General features: G+C 69.6%; 13 protein-coding genes. 5 read left to right on the plus strand and 8 right to left on the minus strand.

The annotated features are described in order from the left end of the window. Positions 1-263 precede the first annotated feature (263 nt). Positions 264-1,562, plus strand: a complete 1,299-nt coding sequence (locus tag AC1DF3_RS09070; protein ID WP_301816010.1) for a toll/interleukin-1 receptor domain-containing protein — start codon at positions 264-266, stop codon at positions 1,560-1,562. Here the strand turns inward: AC1DF3_RS09070 and AC1DF3_RS09075 are convergent, their stop codons facing one another. Genes AC1DF3_RS09075 through AC1DF3_RS09085 form a run of 3 tightly spaced genes read right to left on the minus strand, consistent with a single transcriptional unit; the run spans position 1,563 to position 4,375 of the window. Further along, complete coding sequence (locus AC1DF3_RS09075) at positions 1,563-2,396, minus strand: alpha/beta hydrolase (RefSeq protein WP_478139414.1); 834 nt, start codon at positions 2,394-2,396, stop codon at positions 1,563-1,565. 12 nt (positions 2,397-2,408) lie between these two features. Beyond that, a complete protein-coding gene (locus tag AC1DF3_RS09080) occupies positions 2,409-3,200 on the minus strand; it encodes an SDR family NAD(P)-dependent oxidoreductase (protein WP_478139415.1) in 792 nt (263 codons plus the stop codon). Further along, complete coding sequence (locus tag AC1DF3_RS09085) at positions 3,197-4,375, minus strand: ornithine cyclodeaminase (RefSeq protein ID WP_478139416.1); 1,179 nt, start codon at positions 4,373-4,375, stop codon at positions 3,197-3,199. Before AC1DF3_RS09085 ends, AC1DF3_RS09080 begins: the two co-directional genes overlap by 4 nt. Positions 4,376-4,614: 239 nt before the next feature. Here AC1DF3_RS09085 and AC1DF3_RS09090 point away from each other — a divergent pair, with 239 nt between their 5' ends. Further along, a complete protein-coding gene (locus AC1DF3_RS09090; protein ID WP_478139417.1) occupies positions 4,615-5,703 on the plus strand; it encodes a lactonase family protein in 1,089 nt (362 codons plus the stop codon). 30 nt (positions 5,704-5,733) lie between these two features. On the opposite strand, the gene AC1DF3_RS09095 is transcribed toward AC1DF3_RS09090, so the two are convergent. Genes AC1DF3_RS09095 through AC1DF3_RS09105 form a run of 3 tightly spaced genes read right to left on the minus strand, consistent with a single transcriptional unit; the run spans position 5,734 to position 9,153 of the window. Next, on the minus strand, positions 5,734-6,339 hold the full coding sequence (locus tag AC1DF3_RS09095) for a DUF4337 domain-containing protein (protein ID WP_478139418.1): 606 nt from the start codon (positions 6,337-6,339) through the stop codon (positions 5,734-5,736). A gap of 58 nt (positions 6,340-6,397) precedes the next feature. Then, positions 6,398-8,167: a SulP family inorganic anion transporter gene (locus AC1DF3_RS09100; RefSeq protein WP_478139419.1), complete on the minus strand. Its 1,770-nt coding sequence runs from the start codon at positions 8,165-8,167 to the stop codon at positions 6,398-6,400. Then, entirely contained in the window at positions 8,164-9,153 is a 990-nt protein-coding gene (locus AC1DF3_RS09105; protein WP_286530926.1) for a LysR family transcriptional regulator, read from the minus strand. The genes AC1DF3_RS09100 and AC1DF3_RS09105 overlap by 4 nt, the downstream gene beginning before the upstream one ends. A gap of 97 nt (positions 9,154-9,250) precedes the next feature. Between AC1DF3_RS09105 and AC1DF3_RS09110 the strand changes: the two genes are divergently transcribed. Further along, a complete protein-coding gene (locus AC1DF3_RS09110; protein WP_478139420.1) occupies positions 9,251-10,504 on the plus strand; it encodes an MFS transporter in 1,254 nt (417 codons plus the stop codon). On the opposite strand, the gene AC1DF3_RS09115 is transcribed toward AC1DF3_RS09110, so the two are convergent. Continuing rightward, positions 10,458-11,756: a flavin-dependent oxidoreductase gene (locus tag AC1DF3_RS09115; RefSeq protein ID WP_478139421.1), complete on the minus strand. Its 1,299-nt coding sequence runs from the start codon at positions 11,754-11,756 to the stop codon at positions 10,458-10,460. The genes AC1DF3_RS09110 and AC1DF3_RS09115 overlap by 47 nt on opposite strands. A gap of 171 nt (positions 11,757-11,927) precedes the next feature. On the opposite strand from AC1DF3_RS09115, the gene AC1DF3_RS09120 reads away from it, so the two are divergent. Together AC1DF3_RS09120 and ydiK are read left to right on the plus strand one after the other, a co-directional pair. Further along, the gene (locus tag AC1DF3_RS09120) at positions 11,928-12,155 is read left to right on the plus strand and encodes a hypothetical protein (RefSeq protein WP_286520507.1); all 228 of its coding nucleotides are present in this window, start codon (positions 11,928-11,930) and stop codon (positions 12,153-12,155) included. A gap of 61 nt (positions 12,156-12,216) precedes the next feature. Further along, entirely contained in the window at positions 12,217-13,302 is a 1,086-nt protein-coding gene (gene ydiK, locus AC1DF3_RS09125; RefSeq protein ID WP_286530930.1) for an AI-2E family transporter YdiK, read from the plus strand. A 3-nt stretch (positions 13,303-13,305) separates the two neighbouring features. On the opposite strand, the gene AC1DF3_RS09130 is transcribed toward ydiK, so the two are convergent. Next, positions 13,306-16,077 carry an MGH1-like glycoside hydrolase domain-containing protein gene (locus AC1DF3_RS09130; protein WP_478139422.1) on the minus strand — a complete coding sequence of 924 codons (2,772 nt, stop codon included), beginning with the start codon at positions 16,075-16,077 and terminating at the stop codon, positions 13,306-13,308. Positions 16,078-16,102 lie beyond the last annotated feature (25 nt).

Raw genomic sequence — 16,102 nt, forward strand, 5'->3', positions numbered from 1 at the left:
GGCTTACCAGGAGGGCTCGACCTTTGGGCGTCAATCTCGCATGCTTATGGCTGTTCATCCGTCTCTCCTGAGTTGAGTAGCCGTGTCTTGGTAACCACAGCTTCCCAAATCTGGGACGGATGAACAACCTACTGAAACTTCACAGCTAGCGCCGATGTGAGGACCCGCTCTTCCGGCGTACGCCATACGGGGGACGATAAATAACGCCAGACAGGCTATACCTGCCATCAGTGCAATCGGCATGTGATGGTGCGAGGTGGTCCATGGTCCAGCTGTTCGTCAGCCACATCTCCGAAGAAAAAGACGTCGCGATCCTCCTGAAGGACATGATGGAGGAAGACTTCCTCGGCATGGTCGAGTTCTTCGCGTCCTCGGACGTGGGCACCATCGAACTCGGCGTGCAATGGCTCGAGGCCGTCGAGCGCGCGATCGCGAAGGCGGACGCCGTGATCGTGCTGTGCAGCAAGGCATCGGTCCAGCGGCCCTGGGTCCAGTTCGAGATCGGTGCGGCATGGATGAAAGGCCTGCCGATCATCCCGGTCTGCCATTCGGGCATGAATCCCACCGACCTCGCGACGCCATTGAAGGACTACGAGGGCGCGGACCTCGGCTCCGGCGATGGCCTGCTGGCGCTCTACCAGATGATCGGCCGCCGCTTGAAGCTGCAGCGGACGCCGGTCCCGGGGGCTGCCTGGCTGGCCCGGCTGGCCGAACTCCTGAGCCTGCCGCAGGACGACTGCGTCCAGTTCGAGTACTACATGGACATCGTCCTGCCGGCCCCCGGGCGCCTTGGCGGGCCTTCCCTTCCGGACAACGCCGTGGTCGAGATGGGCGCCGACACCAAGCGGCTCTTCGGCCTCATTTCCCGGGGCAGCCTGACCTGGAAGAGCGTCGTGGAGGCCGTGGCGCCCTCGCTCGACAAGCGATGGCTGACCGAGTTGCAGAAGAGCATCCATCTGGCGAGCAACGACCGCGAGTTCGTGCCGATCCAGGCTGTCTTCCACGCGGGCGGCACCAAGGGGTCGTTCCAGCCGCAGCTGGCCAAGCTCGAAGTGTTCAGGCGGGGCGCGCGTCGCTTTCACGTCCATCTCGTGCCCACCGTCGTCGCGCCCCTGTTCGACGTGCCGGGCGACCTCGGCCTGCTCGTGACCTTGCTGCGCCTCGGTCTTCGCTTCCGCTACGAAGCGATCGAAAACTACTGGAAGATGTCGAGGGGGTTCAAGCCGGACAAGGGAAGGCTCGACGCGCTGCGTTGCGCCATCGAGGTCATCGAGACCGACGCCCGGTCGCGCGGCGCCCAGAACTTCGAGCCGGGGGAGGTCGTCGCGCTGTTCGAACCCGGCGCCGACCAGGACGAGATGAGGGCGATCCAGGCGACCTGGGAAACCGTCCGGGCCACGCTGTTCCAGGAGCCGCCTCCGACCGCAGCCGACATGGACGATGCGATCGAGGCGCTGGCGACGATGAACCTGCGCTTCATGCATCTCGGCACGAAGCGCTTCCATGAAATGGTGAACGTGCTGTGGGCGCGGCCGGCCCGGCCGGTCCGGCTCGCTGCCTAACTAGGCTGCTTCCGGCGCAGGCAGCACGGCGGTCAACGCGAAATCGACCAGATGGAGCCAGGTCGTCTCGAAGCTCATGATGTCGTGGTGGTTGGAGCCGGCGATGGTCTGCACGCTGACGGGCGTCGGCCAGGCCGCGATCAGCTTCTGCGAGCGCTCATGCAGCACGACCTCGTCGCTTTCGGCCAGCAGGACCTGGGTCTTCGCAGCGACCTCCCTGGAGTGCGCCAGGGAGTTGAACTGGTGGCGCAGCAGCAGGGACAGCGGCACCAGTGGATAGCGCCGCTTGGCCACTTCCAGCATCGAGTCGTAGGGCGTGACCAGCTGCAGGCTCGAGAAATCCTGCCGCGCCACGAGTTGGATCGCCACGCCCGTCCCCAGGCTGCGCCCGACCACGTGCAGGCGGGTCTGCGGGAAGGCCTGGCGCAAGTGATCGGCGAACTGGCGCGCGTCTTGAACGGACGCCACCTCGGAGGGGTCGCCCTGCGAATCCGCCACGCCCCGGTAGTTGAGCGCCGCGAACCCGAAGCCCGCCGGCAGCCAGTGCAGCGCCTGCGCCGTGGCGCGGACGTCTTCGCCGCGGCCGGCGAAATAGATGAACAGGTCCTGCATCGCAGGCTCGCCCTCGGGGTGGTAGACATAGCCGCGAACCATCCCGCCCGGCACCGCGTGGGAGTAGGCGGAGAAATCGTCGGACAGGTGGACCACCGGATGCTTGCGGGCGTCGAACAGGATGTGTCCCTGGCGTGTCGCCAGCAGGCCCCAGTAGGCGGCGATGCTCCCCAGGGCGGCGGCCGAGACCGACAGTGCGATGCGGGCGGCTCTGGATGACAAGTGTCGACCTGGCTAGAAGGCGCTCTTGGTGCAGCCGCCGTCGACGCGCAGCGCCGCGCCCGTGGTCCCGGAAGACAGCGGGCTGGCGATGTAGGCCACCAGCGAGGCGATCTCCTGCGGCGTTTCGAAGCGCCGGATGAGGGAGGTGGGCCGCACCTTCTCGAAGAACTCCCGCTCGTAGGCCTCGAAGGACTTGCCGTCGGCCTTGGCCAGCGCCTCGACGAACTCGCCCACGCCGCGCGACCGGGTCGGCCCCGGCAGGACGCTGTTGACGGTGATGCCGGTGCCCGCGACCGCCTCGGCCAATCCGCGCGAGACGGCCAGCTGCGCCGTCTTCGTCATGCCGTAGTGAATCATCTCGGCCGGAATCTGGACCGCGCTCTCGCTGGAGATGAAGATGATGCGGCCCCAGTCCGCGCGCCGCATCGCGGGCAGCACCAGGCGCGCCAGGCGGACGCCGCTCAGCACGTTGACGTCGAAGAAGCGCGTCCAGTCCTCGTCCGGGATCTCCTCGAAGGGCTTGGGCTCGAAGATGCCGAGGTTGTTGACCAGGATCTCGATGCCCGGGTGCCGAGCCACCAGGGCCTCCGCGACCGCGGCCGTGCTCAGGTCGCCGGCGAAGCCGATGGCCTCGCCGCCGTCCGCCGCCTCGATCTGGGCGACCGCCGCATCCACCGAGGTCTGCGAACGCCCGTTGACGATCACCCGGGCGCCCTCGGCCGCCAGTGCCTGCGCGATGGCGTGTCCGATGCCGGCCGTGCTGCCGGAGACCAGGGCCAGCCGGCCCCTGAGTTGGAGATTCATGCCTTGTGCCTTTCAGGAATTCGACGAGCCCCGCCGGCGGGTGCGGCGGCGCCGGCCCTGGGCGCAGAGCGTAGGCGAATCGGAGGCCGGCGTCGAGCGGCCTGCAGGCCCGCCACCGCATCGGCGCCGGCAGCGAGCGGCTTCGATGTCAGCAGGCCGAACAGATCCTTGGGGTCGGCGGCATTCGCCACCAGCTCGATCGCCTCGCCGAAGCCGAGTTCCGCGGCCCGCTCGCCCATGAACGCCAGGGCGGCGAAATCCTCGAGCGCGAAGCCGACCGAGTCGAACACCGTGACCTCCGAGGGGCCGCGCCGGCCGGGTCGGTGCCCGGCCAGCACCTGCCAGAACTCGGTCACGGCGAAGTCGGCCGGCAGCTGCTGGATCTCGCCTTCGATCCGCGACTGCGGCTCGAACTCCACGAACACCGAGCCCATCTCGAGCACGCCGCGGTGCAGCTCGGTCTTGCCGGGGCAGTCGCCGCCGACGGCGTTGATGTGCATGCCGGGCTCGATCATGGCGGGCCTGAGGATGGCCGCGCGGGTCTTGTCGGCGGTGGCCGTGGTCACGATGTCGGCACCGCGCACCGCTTCGGCGGCGCTTGCGCAGACCTCGAGCCGCAGGCCCTGGCCGGCCAGGTTGGCGACCAGCTTGGCGGTGGCGGCGGGGTCGGTGTCGTAGAGGCTCAGCACCTCGATCCCGACCAGGTCGCGGAACGCCAGCGCCTGGAATTCGGCTTGCGCGCCGTTGCCGATCAAGGCCATCCTGCGGCTGCCGGGCCGCGCCAGGCTGCGCGCGGCGAGCGCGGACATCGCCGCGGTCCGGATCGCCGTGCTCAGCGTCAGCTCGGACAGCAGCCGGGGCATGCCGGTGCGGACGTCGGCGAGCACGCCGAAGGCCATCACCGTGGGCAGCCCGTGGCGGTGGTTGCCCGGATGCCCGTTCACGTACTTGAAGGCGAACTGCGACGCGTCGGCGATCGGCATCAACTCGATGACGCCGAGTTCGGAATGGCAGGCGAGCCGCGCGCTCTTGTCGAATTCGTTCCAGCGCAGGAACTCGCGGCGGATGCGCTCGGCGACGCCGGCGATGCACGCCGGCAGGCCCAGGCGCCGGACCAGCCGGATCATCTCCGGGGCGCTGAGGTAGAGGGTGGCGGGATGGGATGGGCGGGTCATGGCGAGAGTCCCTGTGAATGAGCATCAGTGTCCCCGGCCCGGATGCCAACCGATAGCCTCGAGGATGCCGCATTCGCCCTCGCTGGTTGCCGAAGTGGCACTGTGGATTGACGTTTTGCCGGGTGCCGGCGCCTCACGCGGCTGCAAGGCGCGCATGTCATCTGATGACTTGGCGAAATCTTGATAAGTTGTACGACAACAGATAACCTCTGCAAACAAACAATCCAAGGAGACCTTCCATGCCCTCGCGCACCACGCGGCCCCGCGCCATCACCCTGCTGGCGGGCGCCGCCCTGTGGCTGGCGGCCGCTGCCCAGGCCGCCACCTTCGTCTATGTGGCGAACGCCGACAGCCAGGACATCTCGGTGCTCGAACTCGATCGGGCCCAGGGGCTGCTCAAGCCGGTGGACACCGTCGCGGTGGCCGGGACCGTGATGCCGATGGCGGTCAGCCCGGACAAGCGCTTCCTGTATGCGGCCCTGCGTTCTCAACCGTTCAGGGTCGCGAGCTTTGCCATCGACGGTGCCAGTGGCCGGCTGCGCAAGCTGGGCGAGGCGCCCCTGGCCGACAGCATGGCCAACATCGACGTCGACGCCAGCGGCCGCTGGCTGTTCGCCGCGTCCTACCCGGGGCACAAGATCACGGTCAATTCGATCGGCCAGGACGGCGCGGTCGGCGCCGTGCAGCAGCTGATCCCGACGGCGCCCAATGCCCATGCGATCCATGCCGACGCCACCAACCGCTTTGTGCTGGCGACCAGCCTGGGTGGCGACAACCTCTCGGTCTGGCGCCTCGATGCCGAGAAGGGGGTGCTTACATCAAGCGATCCGGCGCTGGTCGCGGCGGGGCCGAAGTCGGGGCCGCGGCATTTTGTCTGGGACCAGGGACAGCGCTTCCTCTACCTGGTGAACGAAGTCGACGCCTCGTTGTACGTCTATGCCTGGGACGGCGCGCGCGGGACGCTGCGCGAGCTGCAGCGGACCACGACCCTGCCGGCCGGCTTCACCGGCAAGCCCTGGGCGGCGGACCTGCACCTGACGCCCGACGGCAAGCTCCTCTATGCGTCCGAGCGCACCAGCAGCACGCTGTCGGCGTTCCGGGTCGACCCCGCCAGCGGCCTGCTGCAGCCGCTCGGCCAGACGCCGACCGAAAAGACGCCGCGCGGGTTCGCCATCGATTCGACCGGCCGCTGGCTGGTGGTCGCCGGGCAGGACTCCCACAGCGTGTCGGTGCACGCGATCGATGCGGCGACCGGCGCGCTGGCCGCCCCGAAGCGCCTTGCCGTCGGCAAGAACCCGAACTGGATCCAGATCGTCGACCTGCCCTGAATCGCAGCGGCGGGCCCGCTGCGCCCGCCCTCAGATGTGAAGCGCAGCCAGGGCCCCGACGATCACACCGACGCCTGCGACCGCCAGCATGCCCCACTCCAGCCACTTCTTGCGCGTCAGCAGTGCCATCGCAGCGAGCGCGATCGACACCTGGAGCGCAGTGGTGGCCTGGGCCCAGCGGTGGTGCTGGTGCATCTGCTGCTCGGACTGCCGGTCCCAGTCGAGGGCGTCTTTCTCGAGCTGCTGGGCGACCAGCAGGATTTCCGCCTTCTCCTGCTCGTAGCGGCCGACCTTGGTCTGCAGCGCCGGCTTGCGCTCGTCCGGCGCCAGGTCGCGCGCGAACTCGGCCAGCGCCTGCTTGGTGCTCTTGGCCTGGTAGAAATTCCACTGGTTCGACGCCTCGGTCTTCTTGATGCCGGCGTTGTTCTTGTAGAGCCCCGCGTTGGCCTGGGTGTGGCCGCCCATGTAGGCGAAGATCGCGCCCACCGTGGCGATGACCGCGGTGCACACCGCGATCTGGCTGGTCATGCTCTTGCCGCCGCCGTGCGCCGGGTCCGGGGCATGCGCGCCTTGCGAGCTCGCGTGTTCCAACTCGTGGTCGTGCGGGCCGTGCACGTGAAAGCCGTTGCCTGACATAGGGTCTCCAGATGGGAAAAGGAAATTGGCGCGCCGCGAGTATGCCGAAGTGGCGGGCTCACTTGGGGCCGGGCCGCTCCGGCGCCTTCGCATCGTCCTCCCAGTCTTCCCACGCCACCGGATGGCTGCGCAGGTAGGTCCGCACCGCCTCGCCGAGCGTCGGGTAGAAAGTCTCGGCGCCCAGTCGCGCGAAGAGGCCGAAGCGCTTGAGCTTGTCCTTGACCGGGTCCTTCATTTCCGCAAAGCAGAGCTCGATGTTCTCGGCCAGCAGGCTGTCGTCGAGTTCCGCCACGATGTCGGCGGCCGTGACGTCGACGCTCGTGACCGGCTCGGCCGCGACCACGACCCAGCGCACCGGTGTCGGCGAGCTCGCCACCGCGTCGAGGACCCGGTCGCGAAACAGCTCGGCGTTGGCGAAGAACAGCGGTGCGTCCCAGCGGAACAGCACCAGGCCCGGGATGCGGGCCGCCTGCGGATAGCGGGTGATGTCGTGGTAGCCCTTGATGCGGTCGACCCGCCCGAGCACCGCCGAATGAGGCCGCCAGCCATCCCAGAGGAATTCGATCACTGCGATGGCCACCGCGATGCCGATGCCGGGAATCGCGCCGAACAGCGCGACACCGGCGAAGCAGACCATCGACAGCCAGAACTCCCACTGCTGGATCCGGTAGATGCGCCGCAGGTCGGTGACCTCGAAGAGGCCGATGGCCGCCGCGATGACCACGGCGGCGAGCGCCGCGCTCGGCAGGTGGTGCAGCAGGTTGGGCGCCCACATCAGCAGCGCCGCGATGGCGAGGGCGCCGACCACGCCGGTGAGCTGCGTGCGCGCCCCGGCGGCCTCGGCCACCGGCGTGCGCGAGGCACTGCTGCTGATCGGCATGCCCTGGAAGAAGCCGGTCGCGAGGTTGGCGATGCCGAGGCCGATCATTTCCTGGTTCGGGGCCGGCGGCATGTGGATCCGGGCCGCATACACGCGCGAGAGCACGCTGGTGTCGGCGAAGGACACCAGCGCCACGGCCAGGCCGCCGAGCAGCACCGGGCCGACGTCGGCCATGCCGATGAGCGGCAGCGCCGGCCGGGGCAGGCCCTGCGGCAGGTCGCCGAGCACCGAGATGCCGGCCCGTGCCGCCAGGTCGAATACCGCCGCCGCCACCGTGGCGGCCACCACCGCCAGCAGCACGGAGGGAAAGCGGGGCTGGCGCTGCAGCAACAGGATGCCCCCGAGCGTGCCCGCGCCGATGGCCAGGGCGGTGCCGTTCCACTGCCCGGACAGCAGGCCCTGCGCAAAGGCCCACAGCTGGCGATGCGGTCCTTCGGCCTCGACCGAGAAGCCGAACAGCTTCGGCAGCTGGCTCACGATCACCGTGAGCGCGATCCCGTTCATGTAGCCGTAGCGGATCGGCTTCGAAAGCAGCTCGGTGACGAAGCCGAGTCTGGCGATGCCGGCACCGATGCAGACCACGCCGGAGACGACCGCCATCGCGCTGGCCAGCGCGACCGCGCGCATCGGGTCGCCTGCGGCGAGCGGCGCCACGACCGCGAGGATCAGGGCCGCGAGGGCCGAATCCGGGCCCAGCACGAGGATCCGGCTGGGTCCGAACAGGGCGTAGGCGAGCAGCGGGACGATGGTCGCGTAGAGCCCGTAGATGCCGCCGATGCCCGAGGCCTCGGCATAGGCGATGCCGACCGGCACCAGCATGGTCGTGAGTACCAGGCCGGCCGTGAGGTCGTGGCGCAGCCAGGCGAACTCGTAGGCGCGCAACGTGCGCCAGCCTGGAAGCCAGCGCAGCGGCGCTGCGGCGTCGGTGGGCTTGGGAACGGGCGTCACGACGGTTCTCCCGGTCGGGCGGCGGTCCGATTGTCGGGCACGGCGCCATGGTTCCACTGGAAACGCATCGCCTCGATGAAGCGCTTGAGCTTCGGCGGCTGCAGCCGCGACTGCGGATACACCAGGTGCACCGGCAGCGTGGCAGCCTGCCATTGCGGCACCAGCTGGACCAGCCGGCCCTCGGCCAGGTCCTCGGCCAGCAGCCAGGTCGACCCCACGCACACGCCCAGGCCCATCACGGCGGCGCTGCGCAAGGCGTAGAGGCTGTCGGTGCTCAGGCGCGGACGCATGGCGACCCGGCAGGCCTCGCCGGTTCCGACGTGCGACAGCTGGATCTCGGTGCGGTAGAAGGTGCGCAGCGCGAGCCATGGCAGCGCCGCGAGTTCACGCGCGTGGATGGGTGCGGGCGCGCCTTGGAGCACCGAGGGGGCGGCCACGACGATGCGTGGCACCTCGGTGAGCTTGATGGCGACGACGCCCAGGTCACTCACTTCGCCGACCTGGATCGCGCAGTCGACGCCCTCGGCGATGAAGTCCGGCCGCCGGTCGTGCAGCAGCCATTCGACGCTGACGCGGGGATGCTTGCGCAGGTAGTCGGCCAGGGGCCCGACCAGCAGCTGCTGGCCGAAGGCGTGCGGTGCCACCACGCGCAGCATGCCCTCGGGCTCGTCGTCGTCGCCGCGCAGGTCCGACTCGAAGGCCTGCCAGCTGTCGATCAGCTCCCGGGCGCGCTCGACGCAGCGCTCGCCGTCTTCGGTCAGCTTCATGGCATGGGTCGAGCGGCGCAGCAGGCGCACGCCCAGCAGGCGCTCCAGCGCCTGCAGCCGGCGGCTGACCGTCGGCTGCGTGGTCCGCATCTGGGCCGCGGCGGCCGACAGGCTGCCCGCCTCGACGATCTGCACGAAGGTCTTCATCAGCTCGATACGGTCGGACGGGGCGGCCGCGGGCGCTGGCAGCGGGGAGGGCGGCACGGCGAAGGCTTGCATACGCGGATCGTATAACTATTGTGCGTCCGCCCCGGCTACCAAAGCGAGCCTGATGCCTTCAAACTTCGATGCATTCAAGAAATCAAGGGTTTTCACCATGTCTTCCATTCAAACAGCGCATGCCACCGGGGCGCCCCGCCCGGTGGCCCCGGCCGAACGGCTGCCCGCGTCGCTGGTGCTGCTGCTGGCCACCGGCGCCGGGCTGGCGGTGGCGTCGATCTACTACAGCCAGCCGATGCTCGGCGTGCTGGGTGCCGACATCGGCGCCTCGACCCGCGCCGTCGGCTTCATGCCGACCTTGACGCAGCTGGGCTATGCGCTGGGCATCCTGCTGCTGGCGCCGCTCGGCGACCGCTTCGATCGCCGCCGCATCATCCTCGCCAAGGCGGCCGTGCTGTGCGCGGCCCTGCTGCTGGCCGGCGCCGCGCCCGGCATCGGCTGGCTGCTGGTCGCCAGCCTCGCGATCGGCCTGTCGGCCTCGATGGCGCAGGACATCGTCCCGGCCGCGGCCACGCTGGCCCCCGAATCGCACCGCGGGAAGGTGGTCGGCATGGTGATGACCGGGCTGCTGCTGGGCATCCTCCTGTCGCGGGTGGTGAGCGGCTTCGTGGCCGAGCATTTCGGCTGGCGCTCGATGTTCGTGTTGGCCGCCGCCAGCATCGCCCTGGTCGGCGTCGCCGCCTGGCGCGGGCTGCCGCGCTTCCGGCCGACCACCCAGCTGGCCTATGGCGCGCTGCTGGGTTCGCTGGCCGCGCTGTGGCGGCGCCACGGCGCCCTGCGCCGCGCGACCCTGGCACAGGGCCTGCTGGCGATCGGCTTCAGTGCCTTCTGGTCGACCCTGGCCGTGATGCTGCATGGCGCGCCCTTCCACCTCGGCAGCGCCGCCGCCGGCGCCTTCGGCCTGGCCGGTGCCGCCGGCGCGCTGGCGGCACCGCTCGCCGGCCGGCTGGCCGACCGCCGCGGGCCCGAACTGGTGACGCGCCTCGGCGCCGGCCTGGTGGTGCTGTCGTTCGCGGCCATGGCGCTGATGCCGCTGCTGTCGACACCGGCGCGGCTCTGGCTGCTGGCGGCCAGCGCGGTCGGCTTCGACCTGGGCGTGCAGGCCGCGCTGATCGCGCACCAGACCATCGTCTACGGCATCGACCCGGCGGCGCGCAGCCGGCTCAACGCGGTGCTGTTCACCGGCATGTTCATCGGCATGGCGATCGGCTCGGCGCTGGCGGCGCTGGTGCTGCCGACCTGGGGCTGGCTGGGCGTGACCGTGCTGGCGACCGTCTCCGCCCTGGCGGCGCTCGGCGTCCGGCTCAGCGGACCCGGGCGCCCGGCGCGATCGTCGGCGGCGCCGCGTTGAGGGTCTCGATCGCAAAGCCGGCGGCCGCCTTGTAGCGGGCCATGAAGGCCTCCCGCTCGGCCGCCGGAATGACCTGGTCGATGTCGTCGAAGACCCCGCCGCAGCGCTCGTCGACCAGGCCCAGGATGCCGAAGGGACCGGCGCCGCGGTTGCGCAGCACCAGGGCCGAGATGTCGGCGCAGAGCTTGTCGTCGTAGGCCTGCAGCGCGGCGGGGGTCACGCCATGGGCCAGCATCGCCGCACCGAGCACCCGCGCATCGACGATCGCCTGGCTGGCGCCGTTGGAGCCCACCGGGTACATCACGTGGGCGGCATCGCCGAGCAGCGCCACGCCGCCGTCGACCCAGCTGGACACCGGGTCGCGGTCGATCATCGGGTACTCGAAGACCTCCGAGGCGCCGCGCAGCATGGCGGGCACGTCGAGCCAGTCGTAGTTCCAACCCTCGAAGTGATGGATGAAATCATCGACCGCAACGCGTCGGTTCCAGTCGCCCTGGGTCCAGCCCTTGGCGTTGTCGACCGTGATCTCGGCGATCCAGTTGATGGTGGCCAGGCCGGTGGCCGGGTCGGGCGGAGAGATCGGGTAGAGCACGACCCGGTGCCGCAGCGAGCCGACGCCGACGAAGGACGCACCGCTGCGGATCGGCGCGCCTTGCGCGGTGCCGCGCCAGAGGATCGCGCCGCCCCACTGGATGGGCGGCTGCGCGGGGTGCATCTGCGCCCGCACCGCCGAGTGCAGGCCGTCGGCGGCCACCAGCAGGCGGCCTTCGACTTCGAGCCGGCGGCCATCGCGGGTGTCGACGAAGGCGGTGACGCCGGCGGCGTCGTTGCGGTATCCGCTGACCTTGTGGCCCAGGCGGATCGCATCGCCGCCGAGCCGTTCGAGCGCCGCCCGGTACAGCAGCATCTGCAGCTGGCCGCGGTGCACCGAGTACTGCGGCCAGCGATAGCCCGCCAGCAGGCCGCGCGGCTCGGCATAGATGTCATTGCCGTTGCGGCCGACCAGGGCCCACTCGCGGGCCTGGATGCCGATGGTGTCGAGCAGCTTGTCGTCGAAGCCGAGGTCGTACAGCTCGCGCACGGCATTGGGCTGCAGGTTGATGCCGACGCCCAGCGGCTGCAGCTCGGGCACGGCCTCGAAGACGATGCAAGGCACGCCGATCTGGTGCAGCGTGAGGGCGAGCGCGATGCCGCCGATGCCGCCGCCGGCGATCAGCACGGGGCGGGTGTCCATGTCCGGTGAATCAGTCATGGCGCGGATTGTCAGGGAGGCCGGGTGCATTGCCTTGTCCGCGCTCGGGTCGGTTGACGATGTCGTGGGCGAATTCCCTCGCGCGGTTGTTGGCCGTCGACTGACCGGCGCCGCGCGTGCCGGCGCCGAAGCCGGTGTAGAGTCGCCCTCCGATCCGACACAGGGGAACTCATGGCAAGAACAAGCGACTGGGCGGCCAAGGTGCTGACGCTCCTCAAGGGCGGCAACACCGACGCTGCGATCGCGCAGATCAGGGTCGCGCCGAGCGTCAAGGACATCCAGGCGCTCCAGGCGGCGCTGGTCCTGGCCCGGCTGACCGGGCGCTGGCGCGACGTCGACGAGACCATCCGCCAGAGCGTCGACGCCTTGTCGGCGCCGCGCCTGCACCGCTCGCCCTGAGCATCGCGTGCCGAGCCGGGGCTCGGCTACGATGGCGCCTTCCGTACAGAGGTGACGCCCCATGACAGACACGCGCCCGGACCTTGCCAAGATCACGTTCAGCGTGTTGACCATCGTCCTGCTGATCGCCTCTTCCCTCTGGATCTTGCGGCCCTTCCTCGGTGCCACCATCTGGGCCGTGATGGTGGTGGTGGCGAGCTGGCCCGCGCTGCTGTGGTTCGAGGCCCGGCTGTGGGGACGCCGCAGCCTGGCGGTGCTGGTGATGGTGCTGATCCTGCTGCTGCTGTTCGTGCTGCCGCTGACGATGGCGATCTCCACCATCGCGGCCAACGCCGACGAAGTCCTCGCCTGGTTCAAGCTCCAGATCAGCAAGGGCCCGCCGCAGCTGCCCGACTGGGTCGGCGGCGTGCCTTTCGTCGGGCCCAGGGTGGTGCTGGCCTGGGACGAGCTGGTGGCTTCGGGCGTGGCGGGCATCGAGGCCAAGGTCACGCCCTATGCCTCGCGCGTCACCGGCTGGCTGTTCTCGCAGGCCGGGGTGGTGGGGGCGCTCAGCTTGCAGTTCCTGCTGACCGTGGTGATCGCGGGCCTGATGTATGCCCAGGGCGAATCGGCGGCCAACGAGGTCCGGCGCTTCGGCCGCCGGCTCGGCGGCGCGCGCGGCGAGGATGCCGTGGTGCTGGCCGGCAAGGCGATCCGGGGCGTGGCCCTCGGCGTCGGCGTGACGGCGATCGTCCAGGCCGTGGTGGGCGGCATCGGCCTGGCGATCGCCGGCGTGCCCTTCGCGGCCCTGCTCACTGCCGTGATGTTCATGCTGTGCATCGTGCAGCTCGGGCCGACGCTGGTGCTGGCGCCGGCGACGATCTGGGTCTTCTGGAACGGCTCGACCGGCTGGGGCGTCTTCCTGCTGGTGTGGACCGTGATCGTCGGCACCATGGACAACTTCCTGCGCCCGTGGCTCATCAAGCGCGGCGCCGACCTGCCGCTGCTGCTGATCTTCGCCGGCGTGATCGGCGGCCTGCTCGGCTTCGGGCTGGTCGGGATCTTCGTCGGTCCGGTGCTGCTGGCGGTTTCCTATACCCTGATCAACGCCTGGCTCGACAGCGCCGACCCCTCGACCGGCGAGGCCGGGCCGGATTCGCACGCCTAGCGGTCAGGGCGCGGTGGTGCCGGCGCTGGTCGCCCCGTGCAGTGCCCGCGCGGCCTGCGCCTCGGCGTCCGGCATGAGCAGCAGGTCCCGGGTCAGCAGCGCGTTGATCTGGATGATGCGCGCGACGCAGCCGGTCCAGCCAGTCTGGTGGCTGGCGCCGATGCCGGCACCGGAATCGCCGTGGAAGTATTCGTAGAACAGCACCAGGTCGCGCCAGTGGGGGTCGTCGCGGAACTTCGGCGCCGGGCCGTGCGCCGGCCGCTGGCCGTCCTGGCCGCGCAGGAAGAGGCGGCACAGGCGCTCGCCCAGTTCCTTCGCCACTTCAAGCAGGGTCATCATCTGCCCCGATCCCGTCGGGCATTCGACCTTGAAGTCGTCGCCGAAGTAGGCGTACAGGCGCAGCAGCGAGGTGTAGAGCAGGAAGTTGATCGGCATCCAGACCGGCCCGCGCCAGTTGGAGTTGCCGCCGAACATGCCGGAATCGGAATCGCCCGGCACATAGGCCACCCGATACGACTGCCCGGCGTGCTCGAAGACGTAGGGGTGTTCGAGGTGGACCCGCGACAGCGCGCGAATGCCGTGCGGTCCGAAGAACTCGTTCTCGTCCAGCATGCGCGCGAGGATGCGGCGCAGCTTGTCCTTGCCGACGATCGCCAGCATGCGTCGCTCGGCGACGCCGGGCTCGTTCGGCAGATGCGCGTGCGCCACGAGTTCCGGGTGCCGCGCCATGAACTGTCGCGCACGATCGCGAAACCGCGGCAGCCTGTTGATGGTGTCCTGCTCGAACACGGCCGCCGCGGCCAGCGGCAGCAGCCCGACGATCGAGCGGACCTTCAGGCGCGTGGCGCTGCCGTCCGGCAGGCGCAGCACGTCGTAGAAGAAGCCGTCTTCCTCGTCCCACATCTCGTCCTGGCGCTCGCCGACCCGGTCCATCGCGCCGGCGATGAACATCGTGTGGTTGAAGAACTTCTCGACGAATTCCTCGTACAGCGGCTCATTCACGGCCAGCTCGACCGCGATCCGGAGCATCTGCTGGCTGAAGAACACCATCCATGCCGTGCCGTCGGCCTGGTCCAGGTAGCCGCCCGTGGGCAGCGGCGCGGAACGGTCGAACACGCCGATGTTGTCGAGCCCGAGGAAGCCGCCCTCGAATACGTTGGCGCCGGTGCGGTCCTTCCGGTTGACCCACCAGGTGAAGTTGATCAGCAGCTTGGAGAACGCGTACTTGAGGAACTCGATGTCGCCGTTGTCGCCGCGGCGCTCCTTGTCGATCAGGAAAAGCTGCATCGTGGCCCAGGCGTGCACCGGGGGATTGACGTCGCCGAAGTTCCACTCGTAGGCGGGCAGCTGGCCGTTCGGATGCAGGTAGTCGTTGCGCAGCATCAGGTCGAGCTGCTGCTTGGCGAAATCCGGGTCGACCATGCCCAGCGGGATCATGTGGAACGCCAGGTCCCAGGCCGCGTACCACGGGTACTCCCACTTGTCGGGCATCGAGATGATGTCGTCGTTGAACATGTGGCCCCACTCGATGTTGCGGACCCGGCGCCGCTCCGAAGGCGGCAGCTGGCCGCCCGCGCCGTGCTCGTCGAGCCAGAGATCGAGGTCGTAGTAGAAGTACTGCTTGGTCCACAGCATGCCGGCCAGCGCCTGGCGCAGGACGCGCGCACGGTCCGGGTCGTCGCGCACCGCGGGCGGCGTCACCGCCGCGTAGAACGCGTCGGCCTCCGCGAGCCGGCTGGCGAAGACGGCGTCGAAGTCGTCGAACGGCGCGGGCGACGCAGCGGGCTCGCGGGTGGTCAGCCGCAGCCGCACGACCTGCGACTGCCCCGGGTCGACGACGACCCTGTGGTGCGCCGCCACCTTGGTGCCCTGGCCCGCGGGATTGACCGCGCCCGCATCGCCCTGCACGACGAAGGCGTGGATGCCGTCCTTCACGAACGGGGAGGCGTTGGTGCCGCCGAACAGGCGCGCGTTGTTGGTCTCGTTCTCGGTGAAGAGCAGCGGTACGTCGGCATCGCAGAAGAGGTGGTAGTCCTGCAGCGATTCGAGGAACAGCGGATCGGTATGGCGTGCCCGCACCGCCGCACCCGCGGTGGTGGCCAGGCGCTCGATGACCGGCTTGGAGCCGCCGCCCGGCTGCGACCAGGTGTTGCGGAACCACAGCGTCGGCAGCAGGTGCAGGGGCGCCGCGTCGGCGCCGCGATTGAAGGCGGTGATCCGCACGAGCAGGTCGTCGGGCGCCGCCTTGGCGTATTCGACGAAGACGTCGAAATAGCGGTCGTCGTCGAACACGCCGGTGTCGAGCAGTTCGTATTCGGGCTGGTCCCTGCCGCGGCCGCGGTTGGTGGCGACGAGGTCGTTGTACGGGTAGGCCGCCTGCGGGTACTTGTACAGGTACTTCATGTACGAGTGGGTCGGCGTCGAATCGAGATAGAAGTAGCACTCCTTGACGTCCTCGCCGTGATTGCCCTCGCTGTTGGCCAGGCCGAAGGCGCGCTCCTTCAGGATCGGGTCGCGGCCGTTCCAGAGCGCCAGGGCGAAACACAGGACCTGGTGGTCGTCGCTGATGCCGGCCAGTCCGTCTTCGCCCCAGCGGTAGGCGCGCGACCGGGCCTGGTCGTGGGTGAAGTAGTTCCAGGCATCGCCGTTGTCGCTGTAGTCCTCGCGCACCGTCCCCCATTGCCGCTCGCTGAGATACGGCCCCCACTTCTTCCAGGCCGCGAGGCCCGCATGGGTGTCGTCGAGCCGGCGCCGTTCTGCTGTTTCGCTGCTCATGGGAGGCCCTCCTTGAGAAGACAGG

It is taken from the genome of Variovorax sp. 10N432 (assembly GCF_056394465.1).

Bases quoted from the DNA above. Each gene is read 5' to 3' on its own strand.
- AC1DF3_RS09070 (WP_301816010.1), top strand. From the start codon at position 264: ATGGTCCAGCTGTTCGTCAGCCACATCTCCGAAGAAAAAGACGTCGCG.
- AC1DF3_RS09080 (WP_478139415.1), bottom strand. From the start codon at position 3,200: ATGAATCTCCAACTCAGGGGCCGGCTGGCCCTGGTCTCCGGCAGCACG.
- AC1DF3_RS09085 (WP_478139416.1), bottom strand. From the start codon at position 4,375: ATGACCCGCCCATCCCATCCCGCCACCCTCTACCTCAGCGCCCCGGAG.
- AC1DF3_RS09090 (WP_478139417.1), top strand. From the start codon at position 4,615: ATGCCCTCGCGCACCACGCGGCCCCGCGCCATCACCCTGCTGGCGGGC.
- AC1DF3_RS09095 (WP_478139418.1), bottom strand. From the start codon at position 6,339: ATGTCAGGCAACGGCTTTCACGTGCACGGCCCGCACGACCACGAGTTG.
- AC1DF3_RS09105 (WP_286530926.1), bottom strand. From the start codon at position 9,153: ATGCAAGCCTTCGCCGTGCCGCCCTCCCCGCTGCCAGCGCCCGCGGCC.
- AC1DF3_RS09110 (WP_478139420.1), top strand. From the start codon at position 9,251: ATGTCTTCCATTCAAACAGCGCATGCCACCGGGGCGCCCCGCCCGGTG.
- AC1DF3_RS09115 (WP_478139421.1), bottom strand. From the start codon at position 11,756: ATGACTGATTCACCGGACATGGACACCCGCCCCGTGCTGATCGCCGGC.
- AC1DF3_RS09120 (WP_286520507.1), top strand. From the start codon at position 11,928: ATGGCAAGAACAAGCGACTGGGCGGCCAAGGTGCTGACGCTCCTCAAG.
- ydiK (WP_286530930.1), top strand. From the start codon at position 12,217: ATGACAGACACGCGCCCGGACCTTGCCAAGATCACGTTCAGCGTGTTG.
- AC1DF3_RS09130 (WP_478139422.1), bottom strand. From the start codon at position 16,077: ATGAGCAGCGAAACAGCAGAACGGCGCCGGCTCGACGACACCCATGCG.